Source organism: Azospirillum sp. INR13, assembly GCF_015390205.1.
In the GTDB taxonomy this organism is placed as follows: Bacteria; Pseudomonadota; Alphaproteobacteria; order Azospirillales; family Azospirillaceae; genus Azospirillum.
In genome coordinates this window covers 16,847-41,807 of sequence record NZ_VUOI01000017.1, presented here as the reverse complement: position 1 = coordinate 41,807, position 24,961 = coordinate 16,847, and the positions used below count along the sequence as shown (strand labels likewise).

The window sequence follows — 24,961 nt, the reverse complement described above, 5'->3', positions numbered from 1 at the left end:
GTGGGGGTAAGTGTTTGTGGGGGTAAGTGTCGCTCAAAAAGCCGCCTCCGCCACCCGCACCGCCGTCGCACCCGCCTTCGCCGTCGCGCAGGCGTCGACCAGATAGACGATCGACCGGTAGGGCACGCCCGCCTTGTCGGACAGGCCGATCTCGCAGGTGCGGCTGGTGGAATAGCCCGACGCGCAGCCCTCCGGCACCGCGGTCGGCAGGTGGCGCAGGGCGTGGGCGTTCAGTTCCGGCGTGGTGAAGCCCTTGTCGCCGGCGAAGCCGCAGCAGCCGACATCGGGCGGGACCACCACCGTCTCGGCACAGGCCTTCGCCACCGCGGTCAGCGCGCCGTCCAGACCCATGCGGCGGGTGGAGCAGGTCAGGTGCAGCATCACCGGCTCCGCCGACTTGGCGATGTCCAGGCGGGGCAGGGCGAACTCGCTCAGGAATTCCGCCACGTCGAGGATGCGCAAGCCGGCGTCGGTCAGCCGCTTCTTCAAACGCAGGGCGCAGGGGCTGGTGTCCATCACCACCGGAAAACGGCCGCCCCGGCTCGCCTGCGACAGCGCGGCCAGCATGGCGTCGGCCTTGGCGTCGGCGGCCTCGATCAGGCCCTTGCTCTCCAGCGGCATGCCGCAGCAGTGGCCGTCCGCCGCCTCCGGATAGAGGATGCGGAAGCCGGCCTTGCGCATCACCGATTCGACGACCTCCGGCAAGGGACGCTGCTGCGGGTCGGCGGCGGCGGGACCCATGCTGCGGCTGACGCAGCTGGGAGCGTAGACCACTGTCGGCAGGTCGTCGCTGGGGATGTCCGAATGTGCGGTAAAGGTCGTGGCGGTGGGCATGCTGCGGGGCAGGGCCGGCAGGCTGCCGCAGGTCAGGACGCGGGCCGCCGCCTGGGTGGCGCCGTGCCCGACCGTGCGGCGGGCGAGGTCGGCCAGCCGCAGGCCGGTGCGGGCGAGGCCCAGCGTGCCCTCCATATGGTCGGCGACCAGCGCCCCCGCCTTGCGGGCGGTGGCGCCGCGCCGCTCGCCGCGCATGGCCTTGATCAGCAGCCCGGTCTCGATCCCCACCGGGCAGGCGGTGGCGCAGAGGCCGCAGGCGGCACAGGTGTCGATGCCTTGATAGTCGTAGGCGGCGCCGATCTCGGCCAAGCGGGGGGCGTCGTCGCCGGAAGCCGCCAGCCGTGCCATCTCTCGCCGGCCGACGATGCGCTGGCGCGGCGACAGGGTGAGGCGGTGGGACGGGCAGGTCGGCTCGCAGAAGCCGCATTCGATGCAGGTGTCGACCAGCGGATCGGCCGCGGGCATCGGCTTCAGGTTCTTCAGATGGGCCTCGGGGTCGCCGTTCAGGATGACGCCGGGGTTCAGCAGCCCGTCGGGATCGAAGAGATCCTTGATCTCCTTCATCAGCCCATAGGCCTGCGGTCCCCATTCCATCTCGACGAAGGGGGCCATGTTGCGGCCGGTGCCGTGCTCCGCCTTCAGCGAGCCGTCATAGCGGTTGACCACCAGAACAGCTACATCGTCCATGAAGCGGCGGTAGCGGTCGATCTCAGCCTGGGTGTCGAAGGCCTGGGTGAAGACGAAGTGCAGGTTCCCTTCCAGCGCGTGTCCGAAGATGATCGCTTCGTGATAGCCGTGGCGGACGAACAGGTCCTGCAGTTCGCGCGTCGCCTCGGCCAGCCGGGGCAGGGGAAAGGCGACATCCTCGATGATGACGGTGGTGCCGGTCTGGCGGATGGCGCCGACCGCAGGGAACAGGCCCTTGCGGATCTTCCAGAAGCCCTCGCAGGCCTTGGCGTCGGTGGTGAAGCGGGTGTCGCCGATGGTGATGCAGTCGGCCAGAACCGCGGCGATCTCCGCCACATTGGCCTCCAGGGCGGCGGCACTCTCGGCGCGGGTTTCCACCAGCACCGCGGCCGCCTCGGGGCCGAAGCCGCGGATCTGCGGCGGCATGCCCGTCTTGTCCTGGATGGAGCGGAGCGAGGCGCGGTCCATCAGCTCCGCCGCATCGACCGGAGCGGCCTTCAGCAGGGATACGGCGTGGCAGGCTTCGCCGATGTCGGGGAAGAACAGGAGCGCGCTGGCCTTGTGCGGATGCTCCGGCACGGTGCGCAGCGTGATGGCGGAGATGAAGCCCAGCGTCCCTTCCGATCCGATCATCAGGTGCTGGAGGATATCGACCGGATCCTCGTAGTCCACCAGCGCGTTCAGGCTGTAGCCGGTGGTGTTCTTGATGCGGAACTTGTCGCGGATGCGGCCCGCCAGCGCCGCGTCGGCGCGGGTGCGGGATCCCAGATCCGCCAGCCGGTCGAGCAGTGCTGCGTGGCTGTCGCGGAAGCGGCTGCGGCTGGCCGGGTCGGCGGTGTCCAGAACCGTGCCGTCGGCCAGCACCAGCCGCATCGACTCCAGTGTGCGGTAGCTGTTCTGCGCGGTGCCGCAGCACATGCCGCTGGCATTGTTGGCGGCGATCCCACCGATCTTGGCGGTGGCGATGGAAGCCGGGTCGGGACCGATCTTGCGCCCCAGCGGGGCGAGGCGCCGGTTCGCCTCCGCCCCGATTACGCCGGGCTGCAGGGTGACGGTGGCCGCGGCGGCGCCGATGCTGCAGCCGCGCCAGCCGTCGCCCAGCACCACCAGGACGCTGTCGCTGACCGCCTGCCCCGACAGGCTGGTGCCGGCGGCGCGGAAGGTCACCGGCACCTTGTGAGTGCGGGTGATGCGCAGCAGCCGCACCACCTCCTCCTCCGTCTCCACCAGCGCCACGATCTTCGGGATCAGGCGGTAGAAGCTGGCGTCGGTGCCGTAGGCCAGCGTGCGCAGCGGGTCGGTGACCAGCCGGGCCTGCGGGAGGACGGCCTGAAGCTCGGCCAGGACATGGTCGTATGGGGCGGCCAGGGGGTTGGCCAGGGAGGCGGACGGCATCGGCGGCTGCTCCTGCAGAGGGGATGGCGTGGCGACGGCGTCCTCCCCGCGGCAGGGGCGTTCCCTTGCGGACCGGCGGCTGCGGACATCACTCTTCCATGCGGCAAAATGTGGATAAAAGATTTTACCACATTGTGCAATGGCTGAATCGTTTGCCATGCGATCCGCTTCGGTAGGCGACGATGTCCGCGGTGCGCCCGATGTCCGATATCCTGTTCCGGATGGCCGCACTGGACGTATGTTCCGTCCACCGGTAGAAGGGGGACCGAGAGGTGCAGGGAGGGGCCGCCGATCCAATGCAGGGGACGATCAAACCGGCCAAGCTGGCCGACGCCATTGCCGAGCATCTGGAACGGCTGATCCTGGAAGGCGCACTCCGTCCGGGGGAAAAGCTGCTGGCCGAACGCGAACTGGCGGTGAAGCTGGACGTGTCGCGCCCGTCGTTGCGCGATGCCATCGCCAAGCTGGAGGAGCGCGGCCTGCTGGTCACCGGGCGCGGCGGCACCCATGTCGCCACCTTCCTGTCGCAGATCGCCGACCCGCTGATGACGCTGATGCGCAACAAGCCGGATGCGTCCTTCGACTATCTGGAGTTCCGCCGCTCCATCGAGGCGGCCGCCGCCGGGTTGGCGGCACAGCGGGCGACCGACCTCGACCGTGACGGCATCCGTGCAATCGTCGCCCGCATGCAGGCCGCTCACGGCAAGGACGACAGTTCGGAAGAGGCGGAGGCCGATGCCGACCTGCATCTGGCGATCTACGAGGCGGCGCACAACGTCGTCATGCTGCACATCATGCGGACCCTGTCCGACCTGCTGCGCAACGACGTGTTCTACAACCGCGCCGACCTCTATTCCCGGCCGGGGGTGCGCGAGTTGCTGCTGCGGCAGCATCTGGCCATCGCCGACGCGGTGCTGGCCGGCGACGCGGATGCTGCGAGCGCAGCGGCCGACGCTCATGTGGAATTCACGCTGCAGACCTTGCGCGAGATCCGGGAACACAATGCCCGCGTCCAGGTCTCGCTGCGGCGAATCGGGCGGATCGACCTGATCGACAGCGGGGCATAGGGGGGCAGGAACCTTCGGGGGCGGGCGGTCTCCATCGAAGGTCATATGCCGGAGGGCTCGCCCCGACTGGCGGCAGGGCTTTTGCCGGGTTACAGTGTGGACGAATTTCCGCCCGCCACCGACTGCCCCACCGACTGCCCCACCGACTGCCCCACCGACTGCCCGAGTGTCGCGCCCGTGTCCTCCCCCAAGAAGCACCGCATCCTGCTGATCGAGGATACGGTCCCGCTCGCCAAGCTGTATATCGAGTTCCTGCGCGCGGATGCCCATGAGGTCGTGCATTGCACCCGCGGGCGCGAAGCGCTGGACGCCGCGGCGGCATCGCCGCTCGACGCGGTGATCCTGGACCTGAAGCTGCCGGACATGGACGGGCTGGAGGTGCTGCAGGCTCTGCACGCCCGCGACGCAAGCGTGTCGGTGGTCATCATCACCGCCCACGGCTCCATCGATCTGGCGGTGGAGGCGATGAAGCTGGGCGCCTTCGACTTCATCGTGAAGCCCTTCAATGCCGACCGGCTGAACCTGACCCTGCGCAACGCGCTGGAGCGGCGGACGCTGGCGCGCATGGTGGAAGGATACCGCAAGGATCTGGACCGCGGGCGCTTCCACGGCTTCATCGGCAGCTCGCCGGAGATGCAGGCGGTCTACCGCACCATCGAAAGCGTGGCGGCGAGCCGCGCCAACGTCTTCATCACGGGGGAGAGCGGGACCGGCAAGGAGGTGGCGGCCCAGGCGATTCACCGTGCCAGCCCGCGGCGCGATCGCGCCTTCATCGCGCTGAACTGCGCCGCCATTCCGAAGGAACTGCTGGAATCGGAGATTTTCGGCCATGTGAAGGGCGCCTTCACCGGGGGCGGCGGGCGACCGGCCGGGTGCGGCGCTGCTGGCTGACGGCGGTACGCTGTTCCTGGACGAGATCTGCGAAATGCCGGTGGAACTGCAGAGCAAGCTGTTGCGCTTCGTCCAGACCGGCACCGTCAGTCCGGTGGGCAGCGGGCGGGAGGAGCGGGTGGACGTGCGATTCGTCGCCGCCACCAACCGCGATCCGCTGGCCGAGGTGCAGGCGGGCCGTTTCCGCGAAGACCTCTATTACCGGCTGCACGTCATTCCGCTCGCCCTGCCGCCGTTGCGCGACCGCGGCGACGACGTGATCGAGATCGCCCGCTCCTTCCTGATCGACTATGCGCGGGAGGAGGGGAAGTCGCTGTCGGCCTTCGCTCCGGAGGTGGAGGCGCGGCTGCGCGCCCATGATTGGCCGGGCAACGTGCGGCAGCTCCAGAACGTGCTGCGCAACGTCGTCGTGCTGAACGACGGGCCGCAGGTGGTGCTGGAGATGCTGCCGCCCCTGACCGGGGCCGGCGGGATCGGCGCCGACGCCGCTGCCGCTGCCGGAGCCCCGGCGGACGGCGGACCGGAAGAGGACGGTGCCGTCCTTCCGCTGTGGCAGGTGGAGAAGGAGATGATCCTCAAGGCCCTGCGCCTCAGCGGCGACGACGTGCCGCGCGCCGCCCTGATGCTGGAGATCAGCCCGTCCACCATCTACCGCAAACTGCAGCAGTGGCGCGCCGCGGATGGGGTTGCTGCACAGGGAAACGGCGCCCAGGGGAACGCCACTTGAGCGGGGACGCGGCCGTTGCGGTTCCTGCGGCGCTGCCCCCGGACGAGGAGAGGCGGCTGGCGGTTCTGGAGTCCTATTGCGTCCTCGATACCCCGGCGGAGTCCGGCTTCGACAACATCACGCGGCTCGCCCGGCATTTCTTCGGCACCCGCATCGCGCTGGTCTCGCTGATCGACCGGAACCGCCAATGGTTCAAGAGCCGCATCGGGCTGGACGTGGAGGAGACGCACCGCGACCTCGCCTTCTGCGCCCACGCCATCCTCGACGACGGCGTCCTGGTGGTGCCGGACGCGACGAAGGACCCGCGCTTCGCCGGCAATCCGCTGGTCACCGGGGCTCCCAACATCCGCTTCTATGCCGGTGCGCCGCTTGTGGCGGACGGCAACAAGCTGGGGACCCTGTGCGTGATCGACGACGCCCCCCGCGGCGGGTTCGACGCGCGGGAGGCGGAAACCCTGACCCAGCTCGCCCGGCTGGTGGTGGACGAGCTGGAGCTTCGCCGCGAGGTGACCCGGCGCCAGCAGGCGGAAGCCGAATTGCGCGACCGCTCCCGGCTGTTGAACCTGGCCGAGGAGATCGGCCAGTTCGGGCACTGGTACATCGACTTCGTCACCGACACCCGCCGCTGGTCGGACGAGGTCTACCGCATCATGGGCCTTAGCCCGCAGGACGGTCCGCCGACCGTCGACATGTCGCGCGGCGCCTACCATCCCGACGATCTGCCGAAGATCGTCCCGCTGGTCGAGCGGGCGCGGGCGACCGGCGAGGGGTTCTCCGTCGAGGCGCGGATCATCCGTCCGGACGGCACGCTGCGCCACGTCTTCATCCGCGGCATGGCCGAATGGGGTGTGGCCGGCCGGCCGATCGGGCTGCTGGGCGTCGTCCAGGACATCACCGACGCGAAGCGGGAAGAGGCGGAACTGCGGTCGAACCGCGAATTGCTGGACCTCACCGTCCAGGCGACGCGGGACGGCATCTGGGACTGGGCGCTGGACACCGGCGCCATCTGGTTCTCTCCCACCTGGAAGGAGCAGCTGGGCTACCAGGACGACGAGCTGGAGAACAGCCTGAACATGTGGGCGGGCCTGATCTTCGAGGAGGACCGCATCGCCGCCCTGGAGATGGTGCGGGCCTACAATGCCGGCCTGATCCCGAAATTCGAGGCGGTGCAGCGCTTCCGCCACAAGCAGGGCCACACCGTCTACATCCTGAGCCGCGCCATTCACATCCGCGATGCCGAGGGTCGGGTGGTGCGCATGGTCGGCGCCCATACCGACATCACGCGCGACAAGATGACGGAGGAGGAGCTTCGCCTCGCCAAGCAGACCCTGGACGACGCCATCGAGGCGGTGCCGGAAGGTCTGGCCTATTTCGATTCCGACGACCGGCTGATCCTGTGCAACCAGCGCTACCGGGAGGCGCATCCGCTGACCGCCCCGCTGCTGACGCCCGGCCGCCCCTTCGAGGAGATCCTGCGCGCGGCCATCGCAAATGGCGAATTCGCGGCCAACCCGGACGGCCCCAGCGACGAGGCGTGGATCCGGGCGGAGCTGGCCCAGCACCGCAATCCCGGCCCGCCTTTCGAGCGGGAACTGCCCGATGGCCGCTGGATCCTGGTGGCGGAGAACCGCACCAGCAGCGGGGGCGCTGGTGTGCACCCGCACCGACATCACCGAACGCAAGCGCTTCGAGGCGGAGCTGCAGCGTCAGGCGGCCGACATGTGCGCGCTCGCCGAAGGTCTGGACGCCGCCCGCGAGGAGGCCGACGCCCTGCGCGCCCCGCGCCGAGGCGGCGACCCAGGCGAAATCGGAATTCCTGGCGGCGATGAGCCACGAGATCCGCACGCCGATGAACGGCATCATGGGCATGACGGAGCTGCTGTTCGACACGCCCCTGACGGCGGAGCAGCACCAGTTCGCCCAGGCCATCCGCAGCTCCCTCCAACGCGCTGCTGACCATCATCAACGACATCCTCGACATCTCGAAGCTGGAGGCCGGCCGCGTCACCGTCGAAACGCTGCCCTTCGACCCCGCCGATCTGGTGGAGGGGGTGGTGGAACTGCTGACCCCCCGCGCCCACGAGAAGGGGATCGAGATCGGCTTCTACATCGACCCGTTCCTGCGCCGCACCCTGCTGGGCGATCCGACGCGCATCCGGCAGATCCTGGTCAACCTGGTCGGCAATGCGGTGAAGTTCACCGACCAGGGGTCGGTCGCGGTGGAACTGGAGGCGCTGGACGCCACCGAGGCCCATCTGGTTCTGCGCATGACGGTGACCGATACCGGCATCGGCATTCCGGCGGAGGCGCTGCCCATCCTGTTCAGCAAGTTCCAGCAGGTGGACGGGTCGATCACCCGGAAGTTCGGCGGAACCGGGCTGGGGCTGGCGATCTGCCGCCAGCTGTCGGAACTGATGGGCGGCAGCATCGCGGTGGAGAGCAGCCTGGGCACCGGCAGCCGCTTCCTGGTCGATCTGCCGCTGGCCCTGCTCGACGAGGCGCCGCAGCCGGCCGAACTGCCGCTGGCCGGGCGCCGTGCTTTGGTGGTGGACGATCTGGCGGTGAACCGCCGGGTGCTGGCGGCGATGCTCGACAGCCTGGGCGCCCGGCCGACGGCGGTCGACAACGGTCCCGATGCGCTGGAGGCGCTGACCCGCGCGGCGGCCGGTGGGCGGCCCTTCGACGTGGTGCTGGTGGACCAGACCATGCCGTGCATGGGCGGCGACGCCCTGCTGGCGGCCATTGCCGGCAATCCGATGCTGTCCGGCACCCGGCGCGTGCTGATCGCCGGACTGGGACCGGCGGCGCGGGCCGACTGCGGCCCGGTCCAGGGGCTGGCGCATGCCATCCTCAACCGCCCGCTGCGCCAGAGTGCGCTGGCCGGCTGCCTGACCGGACTGTTCCAGGCGGCCGTACCGCCCTCTTCGGCGGACAGGCAGCCCGCCGAGGGACAGCCCGCCGACCGCAACGAGGAGCTGGCGCGCAGCGGCAGCATCCTGCTGGCGGAGGACAACCGCACCAACCAGCTGTTCGCCACCACCCTGCTGCGCAAGCTGGGCTACACGGTCGAGGTGGCGGAGGATGGGGAGCAGGCGGTGGCGGCGGCCTGCCGCGGCGGCATCGATCTGGTGCTGATGGACGTGCAGATGCCGGGCATGGACGGGTTGGAGGCCGCGCAGGCGATCCGCGCGCGCGGCGGGCGGCTCGCCGGCCTGCCGATCATCGCCCTCACCGCGGACGCCATGCCGGGCACGCGCGAGCTGTGCCTGCGCGCGGGCATGAGCGATTATCTGACCAAGCCGATCAGCCGCGCCGGACTGCTGGCGGCGCTGGACCGCTGGATGGCGGAGGCGGGGGGCGCACATGCGGCGGCGGATGGCGGTGTCGACGGCGGCAATGGCAGCGGCGACGGCAGCGGCGACGGCGATGACGGCGAGGTTCTGGACGAAACGGTGCTGGCCGATCTGGTCGAGACGGTGGGTGCCGACAATCTCGCCCTGATCGTCGACAGCTTCCTCGACGACGTGTCCCGCCGGCTGGAAAGGCTTTCGGCGATGGCACGGTCGGTCCCGGCCGGCGCCCTCGACATGCGGGCGCTGGCCGGGGAGGCGCACGACCTGTCCAGCCTCGCCGGCAGTTTCGGCGGGATGGCGGTCATGCACCTCGCCTGGCGGATGGAGGTGATCTGCCGCAACGGCGACACGGCGCAGGCCGCCCAGCTTCTGCCGGTGCTGCTGCGCGAGGCCGCCCGCCTGGAGCGTTCCTTGCGCGAGCGCACCGGCGTGGAGCGGCCGGCGGCCTGAGCCCCCGGACTCCCGCCTGCCGGCATCCCGCCTGCCGGAAGGACCTCAGCCGGTGCCGGGCTGGGTCGAGCCGTCGGTGTCCTCGGCCCGTTCCCGCAGTTCCTTCGACGACATGCCGGCCGGGGTGGCGTCCTGCAGGGTGCCGTCGCCGGGCGTCTTGGTCATGTCCTCGCGCGGGGAGCGATCGCCCGCCGGCGTCTGGTCGTGGGTATCGGAACCGGATTTGCCCGATGCGGGTTTGTCCGATGCGGATTTGCCCGATGCGGATTTGTTTGGGTGGGGCATTCCTTCGGAGGGGATGCGCGTTTGAGGCGTGTCGGTCATGATGTCCTCTGCTATCTTCCGGAGGAGTCAACGACAGTGGACGGGTGCGGGTTCCGATCCTGACCGATCCTTCGGAGACCGGGAGAAGACGGCGCGGCGCCGCGAGGTGCCAAAGCGCGCGAAGAACGGGCCAACCACCATGGTCCGGCGGCGGAGACCGGAAGGCGCCGCGCGGCCGGACAGCAAGGAGTGTGATAAGGTCATGGAATCGAGCAAGCATACGCCGCACGGCGATGTGACCCAGGTCGGCACCGTCACGCTGACCGATGACGCCACCGGCAAGACGCTGAAGCTGCCGCTGCTGGGCGGGTCCACCGGTCCCCACGTGATCGACATCCGCAAGCTCTATGCCGAGACCGGCTATTTCACCTACGATCCCGGCTTTACCTCCACCGCCGCCTGCGATTCGGCCATCACCTACATCGACGGCGACGAGGGCGTCCTGCTGCACCGCGGCTACGCCATCGCCGATCTGGCCGAGAACTGCGATTTCCTGGAGGTCTGCCACCTGCTGCTGAACGGCGAGCTGCCGAACCCGCAGCAGAAGGCCGATTTCGAGCGCACCATCACCTACCACACGATGGTGCACGAACAGCTGACCAAGTTCTACAGCGGCTTCCGCCGCGACGCCCACCCGATGGCGATCATGTGCGGCGTCGTCGGCGCCCTGTCGGCCTTCTACCATGATTCGACCGACATCTTCGATCCGGTGCAGCGCAAGATCGCCGCGCACCGTCTGATCGCCAAGATGCCGACCATGGCCGCCATGGCCCACAAGTACACGGTCGGCGAACCGTTCATGTATCCGCGCAACGACCTGACCTATGCGGAAAACTTCCTCTACATGACCTTCGGCACGCCCTGCGAGGAATGGACGGTCGATCCGGTCCTGTCCGAGGCGATGGACAAGATCTTCATCCTGCATGCCGACCACGAGCAGAACGCCTCGACCTCCACCGTCCGCCTCGCCGGCTCGTCCCACGCCAACCCGTTCGCCTGCATCGCGTCGGGCATCGCCGCGCTGTGGGGTCCGGCCCATGGCGGCGCCAACGAAGCCGTGCTGAAGATGCTGGAGGAGATCGGCTCGGTCGACCGCATCCCCGAATTCGTCCGCCGCGCCAAGGACAAGAACGACAGCTTCCGCCTGATGGGCTTCGGCCACCGGGTCTACAAGAACTACGACCCGCGCGCCAAGATCATGCGCGAGACCTGCTATCAGGTTCTCGACCGCCTGGGCATCCATGACGAGCCGCATCTGGCCATCGCCATGGAGCTGGAGAGGATCGCCCTGTCGGACGAGTATTTCATCGAGAAGAAGCTCTATCCGAACGTCGATTTCTATTCGGGCATCATCCTGAAGGCGATGGGCTTCCCGACCAGCATGTTCACCGTGCTGTTCGCGCTGGCCCGCACCGTCGGCTGGATCAGCCAGTGGAAGGAGATGATCGAGGATCCGGCCCAGAAGATCGGCCGTCCGCGTCAGCTCTTCACCGGCAACCCCGCCCGCCCCTTCGTGCCGCTGGACAAGCGTTGAAGCCACAGAGTCGGTGGTCTCCTCTCCGGTGCAAGGAGAGGGGCGCACCGTGACCCAGCCCCTCCAACTCGGCCTGTCGGTCGCCATCGTGGCGGTGGCCGGCGGGACGCCGCGCGTGGTGACGGTGCGCAGCGGCTTCTCCGTGCCGGAAGACCACCGGCGCGGCGACGAGCCGTTGCCGCATCGCGACGCCCTGCCCGGCGCGCCATTCGAGCCCGACCGTTTCCGCACCCTGCAGGAGGGCGTGCGCGCGGTGGCGGAGGGGCTGTCGGGCCTCGCGCTGCGCTATGTCGAGCAGCTCTACACCTTCGGCGACCGCTACCGCGATCCGCACGAACTGTTCGGCGGTCCGCGCTCGGTCGTGGTCGGCTATCTGGCCCTGGTCCGCGACGGCCCACTGGGCGGCGACGCCGCGGCCGAGTGGCGCGACCTCTACGACCATTTTCCGTGGGAGGACTGGCGCGACCGGCGCCCGCCGCTGCTGGACGGGGTGATCGCCCCGGCGCTCGGCGGCTGGATCGCCTCGGCCCCCGACGAGGAGACCCGCCTGCGCCGGGCCGAGCGCGCCCAGATGGCTTTCGGCCTGGACGGGGCCGAGTGGGACATGGAGCGGGTCCTGGAGCGCTTCGAACTGCTTTACGAGGCCGGGCTGGTGGTGGAGTCCTTCCGCGACCGCGACCTCGCCGCGCGGGTCGATGCGTCGGTACAGGCCGGCGGACCGATGCCGCGGGCGCTCGGCCGGCCGATGGCGCGCGACGGCCGGCGCATCCTGGCCACCGCGCTGGAACGGCTGCGCGGCAAGCTGCGCTACCGTCCCATCGTCTTCGAACTGCTGCCGCCGACCTTCACCCTGCACCAGCTGCAGCTGGTGGTGGAGGCGTTGTCTGGCGAGCGGGTGCACAAGCAGAATTTCCGGCGTCTGATGATCTCCGGCGGCTTCGTCGAGCCCACCGGGCGCTATGAAAGCCAGACCGGCGGCCGGCCGGCGGAGTTGTACCGCTTCCGGCGACAGGCCATTCACGAACGCACCAGCGCCGGGGCCATTCCGTCCGCGGACGGATAAGGGTAAAATCTCTCGGAAACGTCGACGCGCGGCATTGGGCGCAGTTGTCAACGGGTGGCTGCAAGCGGATACTGCTGGAACGGTTTTAAACCCGGAATGTCCATACCCGGAAAGTCCAAGTAGGCCGATGTCGCACCGCATTCTGATCGCCGACGACCACCCGCTGATGCGCACCGCCCTGACCCAGACCATCGGGCAGGCGATCCCCGGCGCCGTGATCCTGGAGGCGTCGCGATTCGAGCAGATCAAGCCGCTGCTGGACACCGGGAGCCGCCGGACATCATCCTGCTCGACCTGCACATGCCCGGCATGAGCGGCCTGATCGGGCTGATGATGCTGCGCTCCGAACATCCGGCGATCCCGGTGATCGTGGTGTCGGCGTCCGAGGATCCGGTGACGATCCAGCGCGCCATCGACTATGGCGCCTCCGGCTTCGTGCCGAAATCCGCCCCCAACACCCAGATCGTCGAGGCGATCCATGCCGTCCTGGATGGTGAGCTGTGGCTGCCGGAGATCAAGGGCGGTCCCGAGACCGACGCCCCCGACCCCGCCCAGCGCGCCGCCACCCTGACCCCCCAGCAGCTCCGCGTCCTGGCCGGCATCGCCGAAGGCAAGCTGAACAAGCAGATCGCTTACGAGATGAACGTCGCCGAGACGACGGTGAAGGCCCACGTCACGACGATCCTGCGCAAGCTGGGCGTGCTGACGAGGACGCAGGCCGCGGTTCTGGCGAGCCAGTTGGCGCTGTCGTCGGCTCCGCCGCCGCCGGTGGAGTGAGGGAAGCGACGGGTGCCCCTCCCTAACCCTCCCCCGCCCTCGGCCGGCCAAAGGCCGGTCCGATCGCGGGAGAGGGGACTGCCGCCGCTTAGCATAAGGCACCCTCTCCCTCGAAGAGGGGGAGGGTTGTGGAGGTGCATGGCGCGTCAGTCGCCCGCCATCCGCTGCCCCTCCGCCAGTAACTGCCCCAGCAGCGCCCGTAGCGCGCCTGGACGCACCGGCTTGTAGAGCAGTCGGCAGCCGGCGCCTTCGATGTCCTCGCGCACGGCGGCGTCGCGGTCGGCGGTGACGACGGCGGCGGGAAGGTCGCTGCCCAGCGCCGCGCGCAGGGTCGCCAAGGCCTCCACCCCCGTCAGGCTGCGGTCGAGGTGGTAGTCGGTCAGGATCACGTCGGGCGTGCGTCCTCCCAGCTTCGCCAGGGCGAGGTCGGGGGACGCCGCGGTGACGACGCGGCAGGACCAGCTCGACAGCAGATCCTCGGTGGCGCGGGCGATGGCGGGCTCGTTCTCCAGGCAGAGCACAAGGACGCCGCTCAGGTCGCGGCCGCGCGGGCGGACCACCACGGCGCGGGCGGCGACCGGCTCGTCGGTCAGCGGCACCAGGACCGAAAAGGCGCTGCCGCGCCCGACCCTGGAGCGCACCTGCACCGTATGGCCGAGGATGCCGGCCAGACGCTCGACGATGGCGAGGCCGAGCCCCAGACCCTTGCCGCGGTCGTCGGCGTCGTTGTCGAGCTGCCGGAACTCCATGAAGATTTCCGGCACCTTGTGCTCGGGGATGCCGGGGCCGGTGTCCCACACCTCGATCGACAGGAAATTTCCACGGCGGCGGCAGCCCAGCAGGATGCGGCCGGTCCGGGTGTAGCGCACCGCGTTGGCGAGGTAGTTCTGCAGGATGCGCCGCAGCAGCGTCGGGTCGCTGTGCACGATGGCCGAACACTCCACCACGCGCAGCGCCAGCCCGTGGCGGCTTGCCAGCACGGTGAACTCCTCGCCCAGCGGCTTCAGCAGATCCTCGATGCGCATCGGCACCGGGTTCGGCTTCACCACGCCGCTGTCGATCTTGGAGACGTCCAGCAGGTCGCCCAGGATCTGCTCCACCGACCGCAAGGAGGTGTCGATCTGGCGGATGGCGCTGTCGCCGTTGCGCTCGGCCAGCGCGGACAGGAACAGGCGGGCGGCGTGCAGCGGCTGCAGCAGGTCGTGGCTGGCGGCGGCGAGGAAGCGGGTCTTGCCGCGGTTGGCGCGCTCGGCCTCCGCCTTTGCTTCGGACAGGGCGTGGGTGCGCTCCTCGATACGGCGTTCCAAGGTCTCGTTGGCTTCGCGCAGGGCGGCGGCGGCACGGTGGCGTTCGGTGACGTCGGTGTAGACGGCGACGAAGCCACCGCCGCCGGGCTTCGGACCCGGCATCGGGTTGGTGGCGATCTCCAGCACCGTGCCGTCGGGACGCACCCGCTCGTAGACGTCCGGCTTGTTGCGGCGGCGCGGGTCGGAACGGCGCTCCAGCAGGGTTTCGATCTCGCCGTTGCGGCCATATTCGCCGCGCCGCGCGATCAGCCCGACGATCTCCTGCAGCGAGGTGCCGACCTGCACGAAGCCGTCGGGCAGGTCCAGCAGGACCAGGAACTGGTTGTTCCAGGTGGCGACGCGCCAATCCTCGTCGAACACGGCGATGCCCTGCGGCACGTTTTCCACGGTGGCGCGCAGCAGCTCATGCTGCTTCAGGATGGCGCGCGACGCCTCGTCGATGATGGACCGCGCATCGGTGCGCGACAGCCGGCGGTCGGACAAGAGGCCGGCCACCACCACGCGGGCCGAGGCGGAGCCGACGGCGCCGGCGAGCAGCCGCTCGGTCAGCTGGATCGCCTCGCCATCGGTGCGGGTCAGCAGCGCGGTGCGCAGATCGCCGTCCTCCACCCCGGTGAAGCGGCAGAAGGCGGTGTCGGCGCGGGCCTGCCCGACATAGCGCACCGCGAGATCGTGCAGGTCGGCCAGCGTGGCGCCGCGCGGCCCGGTAGCCTCGCCGTCGGCGGAGCGGCGCAGGCTGATGAAGCGCGCGGCCTGCTGGCGCTCCAGCGTCGACGGTCGGGTCAGCAGAGAGACCAGCACGAACAGCAGGATGTTCGGCCCCAGGCTCCACAGCGCGGCATTGGTCAGCGGGTCGATGCCGGCGATGCCGGCCAGCGCCACCGGGCTGAGGCCGGTCAGGCCGAACGGCCCCTCCCGCAAGGCGCTGGAAGCCAGCCATCCCGCATCGGCGAAGGACGGCAGCAGCATGGTGTAGGCCAGCCGAGGAAGCCGGCGCAGATGCCGGCGAAGGCGCCGCTTCGGCTGGCGCGGCTCCAGATCAGGCCGCCGAGCAGGGCGGGGGCGAACTGTGCCACCGCGGTGAAGCTCATCATGCCGATGGTCGCCAGCGGAAAGGCCGGGCCGATCAGCCGGTAGCAGCCGTAGGACAGCAGGACCAGCACGATCACCGCCGACCGGCGGATCAGCAGCAGGATGCCCGCCGGGTCGTCGCGCAGCCGCCGGTCGTCGGGGCGCAGCGCCATCAGCAGCGGCACGGCGACGTCGTTGCAGATCATGGTGCTGAGCGCCACCATCTCCACCAGGATCATGCTGGTGGCCGCCGACAGGCCGCCGATGAAGGCGGCCAGCGCCAGCCACGGCCAGCCCTGGCTCAAGGGGATGGAGACCATGAAGGTGTCGGCATTGGTCGTGCCGTCCGGGAACAGCATCAGCCCGGCCAGCGCCACCGGCAGCACGAACAGGTTGATGGCGACCAGATAGGCCGGAAACAGCTTGGCCGACGACCGCACGTCGCCGCCATGGGTGTTCTCCACCACCGCGACATGGAACTGGCGCGGCAGGCACAGGATCGCCAGCGCCGACAGGAGGCAGGCCACCCACCAGTCCGCGCCGATGCTGTCCAAGCGGATCAGGTCGAGGAAGCCGGGATGGTTCGCCGCCGCTTCGAAGAAGGTGGCCGGGTCGCCGAAGACCGAATAGGCGATGGCGCCGCCCACCGCCAGCGCCGCCGCCAGCTTCACCACCGATTCCGCGGCGATGGCCATCATCAGGCCGCGGTGGTGTTCGTTGGCCGACACGCTGCGCACGCCGAACAGGATGGCGAAAGCCGCCATCAGCAAGGCGGCCATCAGCGCGGTGCCGCCCGGCATCTGGTTGAGGTCGGTGCCCAGCGACGCCCCGGCCAAAATCTCGAAGCTGACGCTGATCGCCTTCAATTGGAGGGCGATGTAGGGCAGCAGCCCGATCACCGCGGCGACGGTGACGAGAGCGGCCAGGCTGCGGCTCTTGCCGTAGCGGGCCGACAGGAAGTCGGAGATGGAGACGACATTCTCCGATTTCGCCACCCGCACGATGCGGGCCAGCACCGGCCAGCCCAAACCGATCATCAGGATCGGCCCGATATAGATCGGCAGGAAATAGAAGCCCCCGGTGGCCGCCCGCCCCACCGCGCCGTAGAAGGTCCAGGAGGTGCAGTAGACGCCGAAGCTCAGAGCATAGAGCCAGGGCGTGCGCCGCTCGGCGCCCTGATCGCCGGTCCGGTCGCCGTACCACGCGATGGCGAACAGCGACAGCAGATAGGCCATCGACGCGGCCAGGATGAACCAGCTTTCCATGGGGCTTTTCGCATCCCGCTTTTGATTTTCTCTCCCTGCGGGCGGCAGCCTAGCACAGAGCGCGTGCCGGCGCCGCGCCCCCGTTCGGCTCCCACCTTCGACCCCGCGCAAAAGAATGGCCTCGCCACCGAGCGGGGCAAAGGGGGGCCGTCCGACCGCACGCCCGGAGATGCCGGGACACATCCGGTCTTCCGTTGTTCTTTCTGCCGGGCTGTGAAGCCTTTGGTCGAACACGCAAGGTTAAGGAGAGTCCGAATGGTATCGGTCAGCGCCGGTCCCCAGACCAGCATCAACACCGACGATCTCGGGGTTACGGGCATCCGGGGCGGCACGGTTGCCGTGGCCACACCCAACCAGCTCGTCATCAACTATGCCGATGGCCGCTCCACCGATTTCCGCGGCAATTTCACCTATGACGCCGCCGGCCAGTCCTTGACCGGAGGAACGATCTCCAGCGTCACCAACTCGACGAACGGCATTCCCGGACTGTCGGTGTCGCAGTTGAACCTGCCGGTCGCGACGGCGCTGGACTGGGAGGCCGCCGGCACCGATCCGGAAGCGATCCGCGCCGCGCTGCTGGGCGGCAACGACAGCTTTACCGGGTCGGACTTCAACGACACGATCCGCGCCTATGCCGGCGACGACACCATCAACGGCGGCATGGGCGACGATCTGCTGGATGGCGGCAGCGGCGTGAACATCATCGACGGCAGCGACGGGATCGACACGGTCGCCCGCAGCGCATCGCTCGCAGACAGCGGTGCCGTCAAACACAACGGCGAGATCTACGTGATCGACGCCGGCGGCTACGACCGGCTGTCCAATGTCCGAGTTCATCCAGTACACCGACCAGACGGTTGCCAGCGCCACCGCCCCGGTGTTCGACGCCTTGTCCTACCTCGCGGCCAACCCGGACCTCGCCGCCGTCTACAACACCGAAAGCGACGCCGCCTTCGACCATTACCGGACCTTCGGCTGGAGCGAAGGGCGCGCCCTGACCTTCAACGCCGCCGGCTATCTGGCCGACAACCCCGATCTTGCCGCGGCCTTCGGCACCGACACGGCGGAGGCGACCCGCCACTACATCGAGGTCGGCCGCAACGAGAACCGTCAGGCCGACTTCGACGCCACCAGCTATCTGGCGGCCAATCCGGACCTGATCCAGGCCTTCGGCAACGATCCGACGGCGGCGGCGCTGCATTACGCGACCTACGGCCGGAACGAGGGGCGGAGCCTGGACTTCGACGCCTCCGCCTATCTGGCGCGCTATCCGGACCTGCAGGCGGCCTTCGGCGGCGACCTGCAGGCGGCGACCGCCCATTACGTCGCCCAGGGCTATGAGGAGGGCCGCAGCGCCGCCCCGCTCGGCACCAGCACCGGCACGGCTTTCGCCTCGTCCGATGCCCTGCAGCAGCAGGCGACGCTGTCCATCGCCTGACGGCGGATTGCGAACGGCAAGCGGGCGGAGGGTCATCCCCTCCGCCCGTTTCCTTTTGCCGAATTATGGCCCGGTCAAATCTGCGTCCCGGTCAAATCCGCCTCAGTCGTGCTGGTAGATGTCCACGTCCTTGGTTTCGCGGACGAACAGGAGGCCGATCACCAGGGTCGCGGCGGCGATGATGATCGGGTACCAGAGGCCCGAGTAGATGTCGCCGGTCGCCGCCACGATGGCGAAGGAGGTGGTCGGCAGGAAGCCGCCGAACCAGCCGTTGCCGATGTGGTAGGGCAGCGACATCGAGGTGTAGCGGATGCGGGTCGGGAACATCTCCACCAGCATCGCGGCGATCGGGCCGTAGACCATGGTCACGTAGATGACCAGGACGGTCAGCAGGGCGACGACCATCACCGTGTCGATGCGGGCCGGATCGGCCTTCGGCGGATAGTTGGCGGTCTTCAGCGCATCGCCCAGGCCCTTGTCGAAGGCGGCGCCGGCGGCCTTGGCGTCGGTCGGCGCGTGCGAGGCGGTCGGGCCGTGGCTGAGCGACACGGTCGTGCTGGCCTGCGGGGCTGCGGTGTAGCTGGGGATGACCGTGCTGCCGACCTTGATCGAGGCGACGGTGCCCGCCGGGGCCGCTTCGTTGGTGTAGGGGATGCCGCGCCGGACCAGCGCGCTCTTGGCGATGTCGCAGGAGCTGGTGAACTGGCTGGTGCCGACCGGGTTGAACTGGAACGAGCATTCGTTCGGATCGGCGACCACGACGACCGGCGAGGTCGCGATGGCTTCCTCCAGCGCCGGGTTGGCGTAGTGGGTGATGCCCTTGAAAAGCGGGAAGTAGGTCAGGCAGGCCAGCAGCAGGCCGGCCATGATGATCGGCTTGCGGCCGATCTTGTCGGCCAGCGTGCCGAAGATCACGAAGAAGGGCGTGCCGATCAGCAGGGCCGCCGCGATCATCAGGTTGGCCGCCTGGGCATCGACCTTCAGCGTCTGGGTCAGGAAGAACAGGGCGTAGAACTGGCCCGTGTACCACACCACGGCCTGGCCGGCGACGAGGCCGAACAGGGCGAGCAGCACGATCTTCAGGTTCTTCCATTCACCGAAGGATTCGGTCAGCGGCGCCTTGGAGTGCTTGCCCTCGTCCTTCATCTTCTTGAAGGCAGGCGATTCGTTCAGCATCAGGCGGATCCACACCGAGATGCCGAGCAGCACGATGGAGATCAGGAACGGGATGCGCCAGCCCCAGGCGTTGAAATCCTCCGGCGACATCGACACCCGGCAGCCCAGGATGACCAGCAGCGACAGGAACAGGCCGAGAGTCGCGGTGGTCTGGATCCAGGAGGTGTAGTTGCCGCGGCGGCCGTGCGGCGCATGTTCGGCACGTAGGTCGCGGCGCCGCCGTATTCGCCGCCCAGCGCCAGGCCCTGCAGCAGGCGCAGGATGATCAGGATGATCGGGGCGGCGATGCCGATGGATGCGTAGTTGGGCAGGATGCCGACGATGAAGGTCGACACGCCCATGATCAGGATGGTGACCAGGAAAGTGTATTTGCGGCCGATCATGTCGCCGAGGCGGCCGAAGACCAGGGCGCCGAAGGGCCGGACGGCGAAGCCGGCGGCAAAGGCCATCAGCGCGAAGATGAAGGCCGCGGTCGGGTTGACCCCGGAAAAGAACTGCGCGGCGATAACCGCGCTGAGCGAACCGTAGAGATAGAAGTCGTACCACTCGAAAACGGTTCCGAGCGAGGACGCGAAGATGACTTTCTTCTCCTCGCCTGTCATCGGTCGGACGGCATCGCCCGACGAAGCCGCATAGGCCATGGTCTTCACCCTCCCAAGTGAATAGTCATGCATAACGGTTGGTTTTTAGCGAGCGGTGCATTGCAGTCATATGAACTGATGACCGAGCCCGCTCCTTGGTTTTCTGACCGATAGTGTGCTTACCAAATTATCCGCGTCACCCCCTACCATGGTCGGGGGTATCAGGCGTTGCGGTATTGGAATACAGTGATCTTTTGGGCAGGTGCGACGCCTCCGCCCGAACGGTGACGCCTACTGGAAAACGGGGGCGTAGAGCAGTCCGCCCTGGGTCCAGGGCCGGTTCGGTCCGCGGTCCAGCTTGTATGGCGACCTGCTTCCCAGGTTGCGTTCGAAGATCTCGCCGTAATTCCCGACCTGCACCACCGCCTGATAGGCCCAGTCCGGGCGCAGGCCCGCCTTCGCCGCGACCTCCGGCAGGCCGGACAGCAGGCGCCGCATCTCGCTGTTGCCGGTGATCCGCTGGAAATTGGCGTTGGCGCCGGTCACGCCGGCATCCTCGGCCAGGAACAGCGCATAGATGGTCCAGCGCACCGCCGCCATCCACATGCGGTCGGCATTCGCGTCAGCGGCGCCAGCGGCTCGCGTGACGGGAGTGGGGCGTCGGCGATCTCCAGCGCCTCCTTCGGCGACTCCAGCATATGCAGCGCGGTGGTCAGCAGGGCCCGGTCGGCGCTGAGTGCCGCGCAGTCGCGGCTGAGAAAGGCCTCCAGCGCATCGGGCCAGCCGGGAAGCTCCGCAGCTTCCAGGGCCGCTTTCCGCCGGCGACCAGCGCCTCCAACTCGGCCTGGGTTGTGGTTCCGGACGGGACGCAGACCGTCAGCTCCGTTCCGTCCAGCGCCGACCGGCCGTCGGGCAGGCGCCACGCGGCGATTCCGTGCACGTCATGGAAGACCGGCGGGCCGAAATCGACGGCGTAGGTCGCGTCGCGGCTCAGCGTCCAGGAGGTCTGGGCGAAGGAGACGTCGACCTCGCCGGCGGCGACGGCGTCGAATTCCTGCGGCTTGGACAGGCGGCGGATCTCCACGGCGTCGGCCTTGCCCAGGACGGCGGCGGCCAGTGCCCGGCACAGATCGACCATGAAGCCGACCGGCCGCCCGTTGTCGTCGTTGGCGGCGAAGCCGGGATTGAAGGACACGCCGCAGCGAACCACCCCCCGCCTCTCGATTTCCGCCAGGACGGGGCGGTCGCCGGTCGGCACGGGCTGCGCGTCCAGCTGGGCATCCGGCTGTGCCCCGGCGGCGGTTCCGCCGACCGCCGGGACGAGCGCCATAATCAGTCCCAGCGCGGCGGCAACAGGCTTCAGCCCCATCCTTCTCCCTTATCCTACGGCGTCGCTATGATACGCTGCCCACGGCACCGCGCAAACGATTGGGGGTGTCGGGGCTGGGCGTCTGGACGGGACTGGCGGGATTGGGAATGGCGGGCGGCAGCAAGTCGGAGGCCGGCAGGTCCGAAGCCGGCAAGGCGGGCGTGGTGAGGATCGGCGTCGGCGCGCGACTGTTCGGCGCGCTCGCCTTCAATGGTCTGGTCGCCTTCCTGATCGGGCTTGGTGCCTACATCGCCTTCGACGGCCTGCACGCCGGGATCACCAAGGTGACGTCGGAGCAGTTTCCGGCCGTCGTCGCCTCCGCCAAGCTGGAGCGCCAGCATCAGCGGATCATGCGGACCCTGGAACAATTGGCCCTGTCGGACGACAATTTCGGCCGTGAAACGATCAAGCAGGGGTTGGCGGACCAGCTGGACGGCTATGATCGACTGCTGGCGGAGATGGACTCGTCCGACGCCCCCCAGGCAAGGCGGATCGCCGGGCTGAAGCAGCAGCGCGACGAGATCCTGCGGCTGCGCGACGCCATCGACCGCGGCGTGACCGCCCGCGTCGCCGCCCGCCGCGCCTTGGCCGACCGCACCCGCGACGTGCGGCGGATGGCCGATGCCCTGGCGGAACCGGGACTGCGCGGGGTCGAGGACGTGGGCGTTCAGCGCTGGCTGGCGATGGCCGAGCGGCTTCTGTTCCTGATCGCGTCGGTCCATCAGGCGGAGAACAGCTTCGCCCTGGCCCGGCTGGCCGACGGCGCGGCGGCGCAGCTGGAGAGCCTCGCCGCATCGGTACCGGGAGTGTCTGTCGATGGCGTATCGGACCGGCTGGCCCGTCTGGCCGAGGGCATGCGCGCGGTGGTGGAGGGCGACCGCTCCGTCTTCCGCCAGCGTCAGGCCGAGTTGCAGGCGTCGGAGGCGCTGAACGGGTTGGTCGACCGCGCCAATCAGGTGTCGCTGGTCAACACCGGCCTCAACACCGGCATCTTCGTCGAGCAGACCAAGGCGGCGGAGGAAAGCCGCCAGCAGGTGATCGAGGTATCGACCACCTACACCCGCCTGTTCTTCGCCTCCGTCGGGGTGGTGGTGCTGGGTATGGTGCTGTCGGTGCTGTATGTCCGGCGCAAGGTGCTGGCCCGTCTGTGGGCGGTCAGCGAGGCGATCCGCGACCGCACCGGGGGGGGCAGGGCGGAGGTGCCGGCGACCGGCGCCGACGAGATCGGCGAGTTGGCCCGCGCGCTGCGCTTCTACATCCAGGAGACGGAGGACAAGAGCGAGGCGCTGCGCCGCAACGAGCAGTGGCTGCGCACGGTGCTGGAGGCGGCGCCGGTCCCTCTGGTGATCTCCGGCCGCGCCGATGGCCAGATCCGCTTCGTCAATCGCCGCGCCGCCGACCTGTTCGAGGCCGCCGATGCCGGCGAACTGCTGGGCCGGCCGGCCGCCACCGTCTGGTATGTGCCGGCGGTGCGGGAGGAGTTCGTCCGCGACGTCTTCGCCAGCGGTCTGGCTCTGGACGTGGAGACGGAGTTGGTGACCCGCACCGGCCGGCGGCTGTGGGGCCTGCTGTCCGGCATCGCCTTCGAATTCCAGGGGGAGGAGGTGCTGCTGAGTTCGGTGGTCGACATCACCCGCCGCCGCGAGGCGGAGGAACTGCTGCGCCGGACCCAGGCCTTCCTGGACGCCGTGATCGACAATGTGCCGAGCGTGCTCTACGTGCTGGATGGCGATACCGGCCGCGTCGTGCTGTGGAACCGGGCGGCGGAGGATTGCTTCGGCACCCGCCGCGCCGACATCGAGGACCGCACCCTGGCTGAGGTGCTGGGTCCGGAGACCGGGCGGGCGCTGGCCGGCGGCGATCCCGGCTCCATGCGGTCGCTGGGTGTGGAGGAGCTCGTTCTCGCCCGCAACGGTGAAACTGCCGTCTTCGCCCTGCAGCGCCATCCCTTCGAATGGTCGGGCGACGGCCGCTGCCGCATCATCTGCGTCGCCAACGACGTCACCGCCTCACGCCGGGCGCGCGAGGAGCTGAGGCAGGCCAAGGAGCGGGCGGAGCGCGCCGACGCCGCCAAGACCGAATTCCTCGCCACCGTCAGCCACGAGATGCGCACCCCGCTGAACGGCATCCTCGGCCTGTGCCGGCTTCTGCTGACCGGGCAGCTGCATGCCGGCGAGCGGCGCTATGCCATGTCGATCATGCGCTGCGGCCACGGGCTGCTCGATCAGGTCAACGACATCCTCGATCTGCGCAAGATCGAGGACGGCAAGCTCGATCTCGACCCCGCTCCCTGCGCCCTGCTGCCGGTGCTGGAAGAGGTCGTTGCGACGGTGGAAGGACTGGCGAACGAGAAGGGCATCGACCTCGACCTCGACATCGCGCCGGAGGTGCCGGAACTGGTGGTGATCGACCGCCAGCGGCTGCGCCAGATCCTGGTGAACCTCGTCGGCAATGCGGTGAAGTTCACGGAACGCGGTGGGGTCGATCTGCGCGTCGATATCGAACCGGCTCCGGAACGTTCCGGGATCGGTGAGACCGGGGAAATGCTGAGGCTCGCCGTGCGCGACACCGGCATCGGCGTGCCGCCGGAACGCCGCGCCGCCATTCTTCGAGAAGCTGGAACAGGCCGACCCGACCATCGCCCGGCGCTTCGGCGGCAGCGGGCTGGGGGCTCGCCATCGTGCGGCACCTGCTGGACGCCATGCAGGGCAGCATCCGGGTCGACAGCGCGGTCGGGCTGGGCAGCGTCTTCACCGTCACCATCCCGCTGCAGCGGGTGGAGGAAACCGCCCTGCCGGCGCGGCGGCCCGGCCGGCTCCTGCCGATCAGCCGGGTGCGGTCGCTGGCCCTGCTGCTGGTGGAAGACGACGCGATCAACCGGGAGGTGGCGCTGGGCCTGCTGTCCGACGCCGGCCACCGCATCACCGTCGCCGAACGGGGGAGAAGGCGCTGGAACTGGCGGCCCGGCGGCGCTTCGACGCCGTGCTGCTCGACATCCGCCTGCCGACATCGACGGGCCGGAGGTGGCGCGCCGCATCCGGGCCTTCGCGGATGCCGACCGGGCGGCGGTGCCGATCGTCGCGGTGACGGCCAACGTCTTCGCCGCCGACCGCGCCCGCTATATCACCGCCGGCATCGACGCGGTGATCGAAAAGCCGATCTTCCCGGAGCGGCTGATGCACCTGCTGTCCAACGCCGTCGCCTCGCGCGGTGATGGCGGCGGTGATGGCGGCGGCGATGGTGAGGACACGGGCGGCGACGAGACCGCCGTCACGATCCCTTCCCGCCCGCTGCTCGTGGAGGAGGATGTGAGCGACGAAATCCTGGAGCGCTATATCCGCTCCCTCGGCCCGGCGCGCTTCGCCACCATCCGCGGGCTGCTGCTGGATTCGGCGCAGGAGGGGCTGCCCCGCCTGACCGCCGCCGATACGCCCGACGACGAGATCGAGGACATCGCCCATCGGCTGGCTGGGGCCGCCAGCCATTTCGGCCTGACCCGCTTCGTCGGCCTGATGCGCGCGGTGGAGGACGGCATGCGCGAAGGCCGCCGCGTCGAAGCCCAGGAGCTTGCCGCGACCGCGGAATCGGTGTTCGGCCGCGGGCTTGCGGCGATGGATGCGGTGCAGGGGATGCTGCAGGGGGCGTAAACAGC

General features: G+C 69.2%; 16 protein-coding genes and 3 pseudogenes. 13 read left to right on the top strand and 6 right to left on the bottom strand.

The features are described from left to right. Positions 1 to 33: 33 nt before the first annotated feature. On the bottom strand, positions 34 to 2,916 hold the full coding sequence (locus F1643_RS13670) for an FAD-binding and (Fe-S)-binding domain-containing protein (RefSeq protein ID WP_194913743.1): 2,883 nt from the start codon (positions 2,914 to 2,916) through the stop codon (positions 34 to 36). 296 nt (positions 2,917 to 3,212) lie between these two features. Between F1643_RS13670 and F1643_RS13665 the strand changes: the two genes are divergently transcribed. The 10 genes and pseudogenes from F1643_RS13665 (at position 3,213) to F1643_RS13635 (ending at position 13,102) form a co-directional block, all read left to right on the top strand. After that, a complete protein-coding gene (locus tag F1643_RS13665) occupies positions 3,213 to 3,983 on the top strand; it encodes an FCD domain-containing protein (protein ID WP_194913741.1) in 771 nt (256 codons plus the stop codon). 96 nt (positions 3,984 to 4,079) lie between these two features. Then, positions 4,080 to 4,874 carry a sigma-54-dependent transcriptional regulator gene (locus tag F1643_RS24810; RefSeq protein WP_370540590.1) on the top strand — a complete coding sequence of 265 codons (795 nt, stop codon included), beginning with the start codon at positions 4,080 to 4,082 and terminating at the stop codon, positions 4,872 to 4,874. A gap of 34 nt (positions 4,875 to 4,908) precedes the next feature. Further along, a complete protein-coding gene (locus F1643_RS24805; RefSeq protein WP_370540589.1) occupies positions 4,909 to 5,601 on the top strand; it encodes a sigma 54-interacting transcriptional regulator in 693 nt (230 codons plus the stop codon). Next, the gene (locus F1643_RS23255; RefSeq protein ID WP_255542770.1) at positions 5,598 to 7,430 is read left to right on the top strand and encodes a PAS domain-containing protein; all 1,833 of its coding nucleotides are present in this window, start codon (positions 5,598 to 5,600) and stop codon (positions 7,428 to 7,430) included. The genes F1643_RS24805 and F1643_RS23255 overlap by 4 nt, the downstream gene beginning before the upstream one ends. Beyond that, positions 7,427 to 7,492 (top strand): annotated as a pseudogene (locus F1643_RS24800) (histidine kinase dimerization/phospho-acceptor domain-containing protein); the annotation flags it as partial. The gene F1643_RS23255 and the pseudogene F1643_RS24800, both read left to right, overlap by 4 nt. Positions 7,493 to 7,655: 163 nt before the next feature. Beyond that, positions 7,656 to 9,404 carry a response regulator gene (locus F1643_RS23250; RefSeq protein ID WP_370540588.1) on the top strand — a complete coding sequence of 583 codons (1,749 nt, stop codon included), beginning with the start codon at positions 7,656 to 7,658 and terminating at the stop codon, positions 9,402 to 9,404. 526 nt (positions 9,405 to 9,930) lie between these two features. Then, on the top strand, positions 9,931 to 11,262 hold the full coding sequence (gltA, locus tag F1643_RS13645; RefSeq protein ID WP_194913737.1) for a citrate synthase: 1,332 nt from the start codon (positions 9,931 to 9,933) through the stop codon (positions 11,260 to 11,262). 49 nt (positions 11,263 to 11,311) lie between these two features. Beyond that, positions 11,312 to 12,325 (top strand): hypothetical protein, encoded by a 1,014-nt coding sequence (locus tag F1643_RS13640; protein WP_194913724.1) that lies wholly within the window; start codon positions 11,312 to 11,314, stop codon positions 12,323 to 12,325. A gap of 127 nt (positions 12,326 to 12,452) precedes the next feature. Next, complete coding sequence (locus F1643_RS23245; protein ID WP_255542769.1) at positions 12,453 to 12,638, top strand: hypothetical protein; 186 nt, start codon at positions 12,453 to 12,455, stop codon at positions 12,636 to 12,638. Continuing rightward, complete coding sequence (locus F1643_RS13635; RefSeq protein ID WP_255542768.1) at positions 12,635 to 13,102, top strand: response regulator transcription factor; 468 nt, start codon at positions 12,635 to 12,637, stop codon at positions 13,100 to 13,102. The genes F1643_RS23245 and F1643_RS13635 overlap by 4 nt, the downstream gene beginning before the upstream one ends. Before the next feature lie 146 nt (positions 13,103 to 13,248). Here the strand turns inward: F1643_RS13635 and F1643_RS23240 are convergent, their stop codons facing one another. Further along, positions 13,249 to 15,378 (bottom strand): NahK/ErcS family hybrid sensor histidine kinase/response regulator, encoded by a 2,130-nt coding sequence (locus F1643_RS23240; RefSeq protein ID WP_255542767.1) that lies wholly within the window; start codon positions 15,376 to 15,378, stop codon positions 13,249 to 13,251. After that, on the bottom strand, positions 15,306 to 16,745 hold the full coding sequence (locus tag F1643_RS23235) for a sodium:solute symporter (RefSeq protein WP_255542766.1): 1,440 nt from the start codon (positions 16,743 to 16,745) through the stop codon (positions 15,306 to 15,308). Before F1643_RS23235 ends, F1643_RS23240 begins: the two co-directional genes overlap by 73 nt. Before the next feature lie 255 nt (positions 16,746 to 17,000). Here F1643_RS23235 and F1643_RS24795 point away from each other — a divergent pair. Next, positions 17,001 to 17,378 (top strand): annotated as a pseudogene (locus tag F1643_RS24795) (hypothetical protein); the annotation flags it as partial. A gap of 190 nt (positions 17,379 to 17,568) precedes the next feature. Further along, positions 17,569 to 18,183 carry a hypothetical protein gene (locus F1643_RS23225; RefSeq protein ID WP_194913720.1) on the top strand — a complete coding sequence of 205 codons (615 nt, stop codon included), beginning with the start codon at positions 17,569 to 17,571 and terminating at the stop codon, positions 18,181 to 18,183. 102 nt (positions 18,184 to 18,285) lie between these two features. Here the strand turns inward: F1643_RS23225 and F1643_RS13615 are convergent. The 3 genes and pseudogenes from F1643_RS13615 to F1643_RS23215 all read right to left on the bottom strand — a co-directional run bounded on the left by F1643_RS13615 (position 18,286) and on the right by F1643_RS23215 (position 21,309). Next, positions 18,286 to 20,000: pseudogene (locus F1643_RS13615) on the bottom strand (MFS transporter). Between the two features lie 231 nt (positions 20,001 to 20,231). Further along, on the bottom strand, positions 20,232 to 20,531 hold the full coding sequence (locus F1643_RS23220; RefSeq protein WP_255542764.1) for a hypothetical protein: 300 nt from the start codon (positions 20,529 to 20,531) through the stop codon (positions 20,232 to 20,234). A 121-nt stretch (positions 20,532 to 20,652) separates the two neighbouring features. After that, positions 20,653 to 21,309, bottom strand: coding sequence for a transporter substrate-binding domain-containing protein (locus F1643_RS23215; RefSeq protein WP_255542763.1), 657 nt, complete (start codon positions 21,307 to 21,309; stop codon positions 20,653 to 20,655). A 65-nt stretch (positions 21,310 to 21,374) separates the two neighbouring features. Here F1643_RS23215 and F1643_RS13605 point away from each other — a divergent pair, with 65 nt between their 5' ends. Continuing rightward, on the top strand, positions 21,375 to 24,956 hold the full coding sequence (locus tag F1643_RS13605) for a PAS domain-containing protein (RefSeq protein ID WP_370540587.1): 3,582 nt from the start codon (positions 21,375 to 21,377) through the stop codon (positions 24,954 to 24,956). Positions 24,957 to 24,961: the final 5 nt, after the last annotated feature.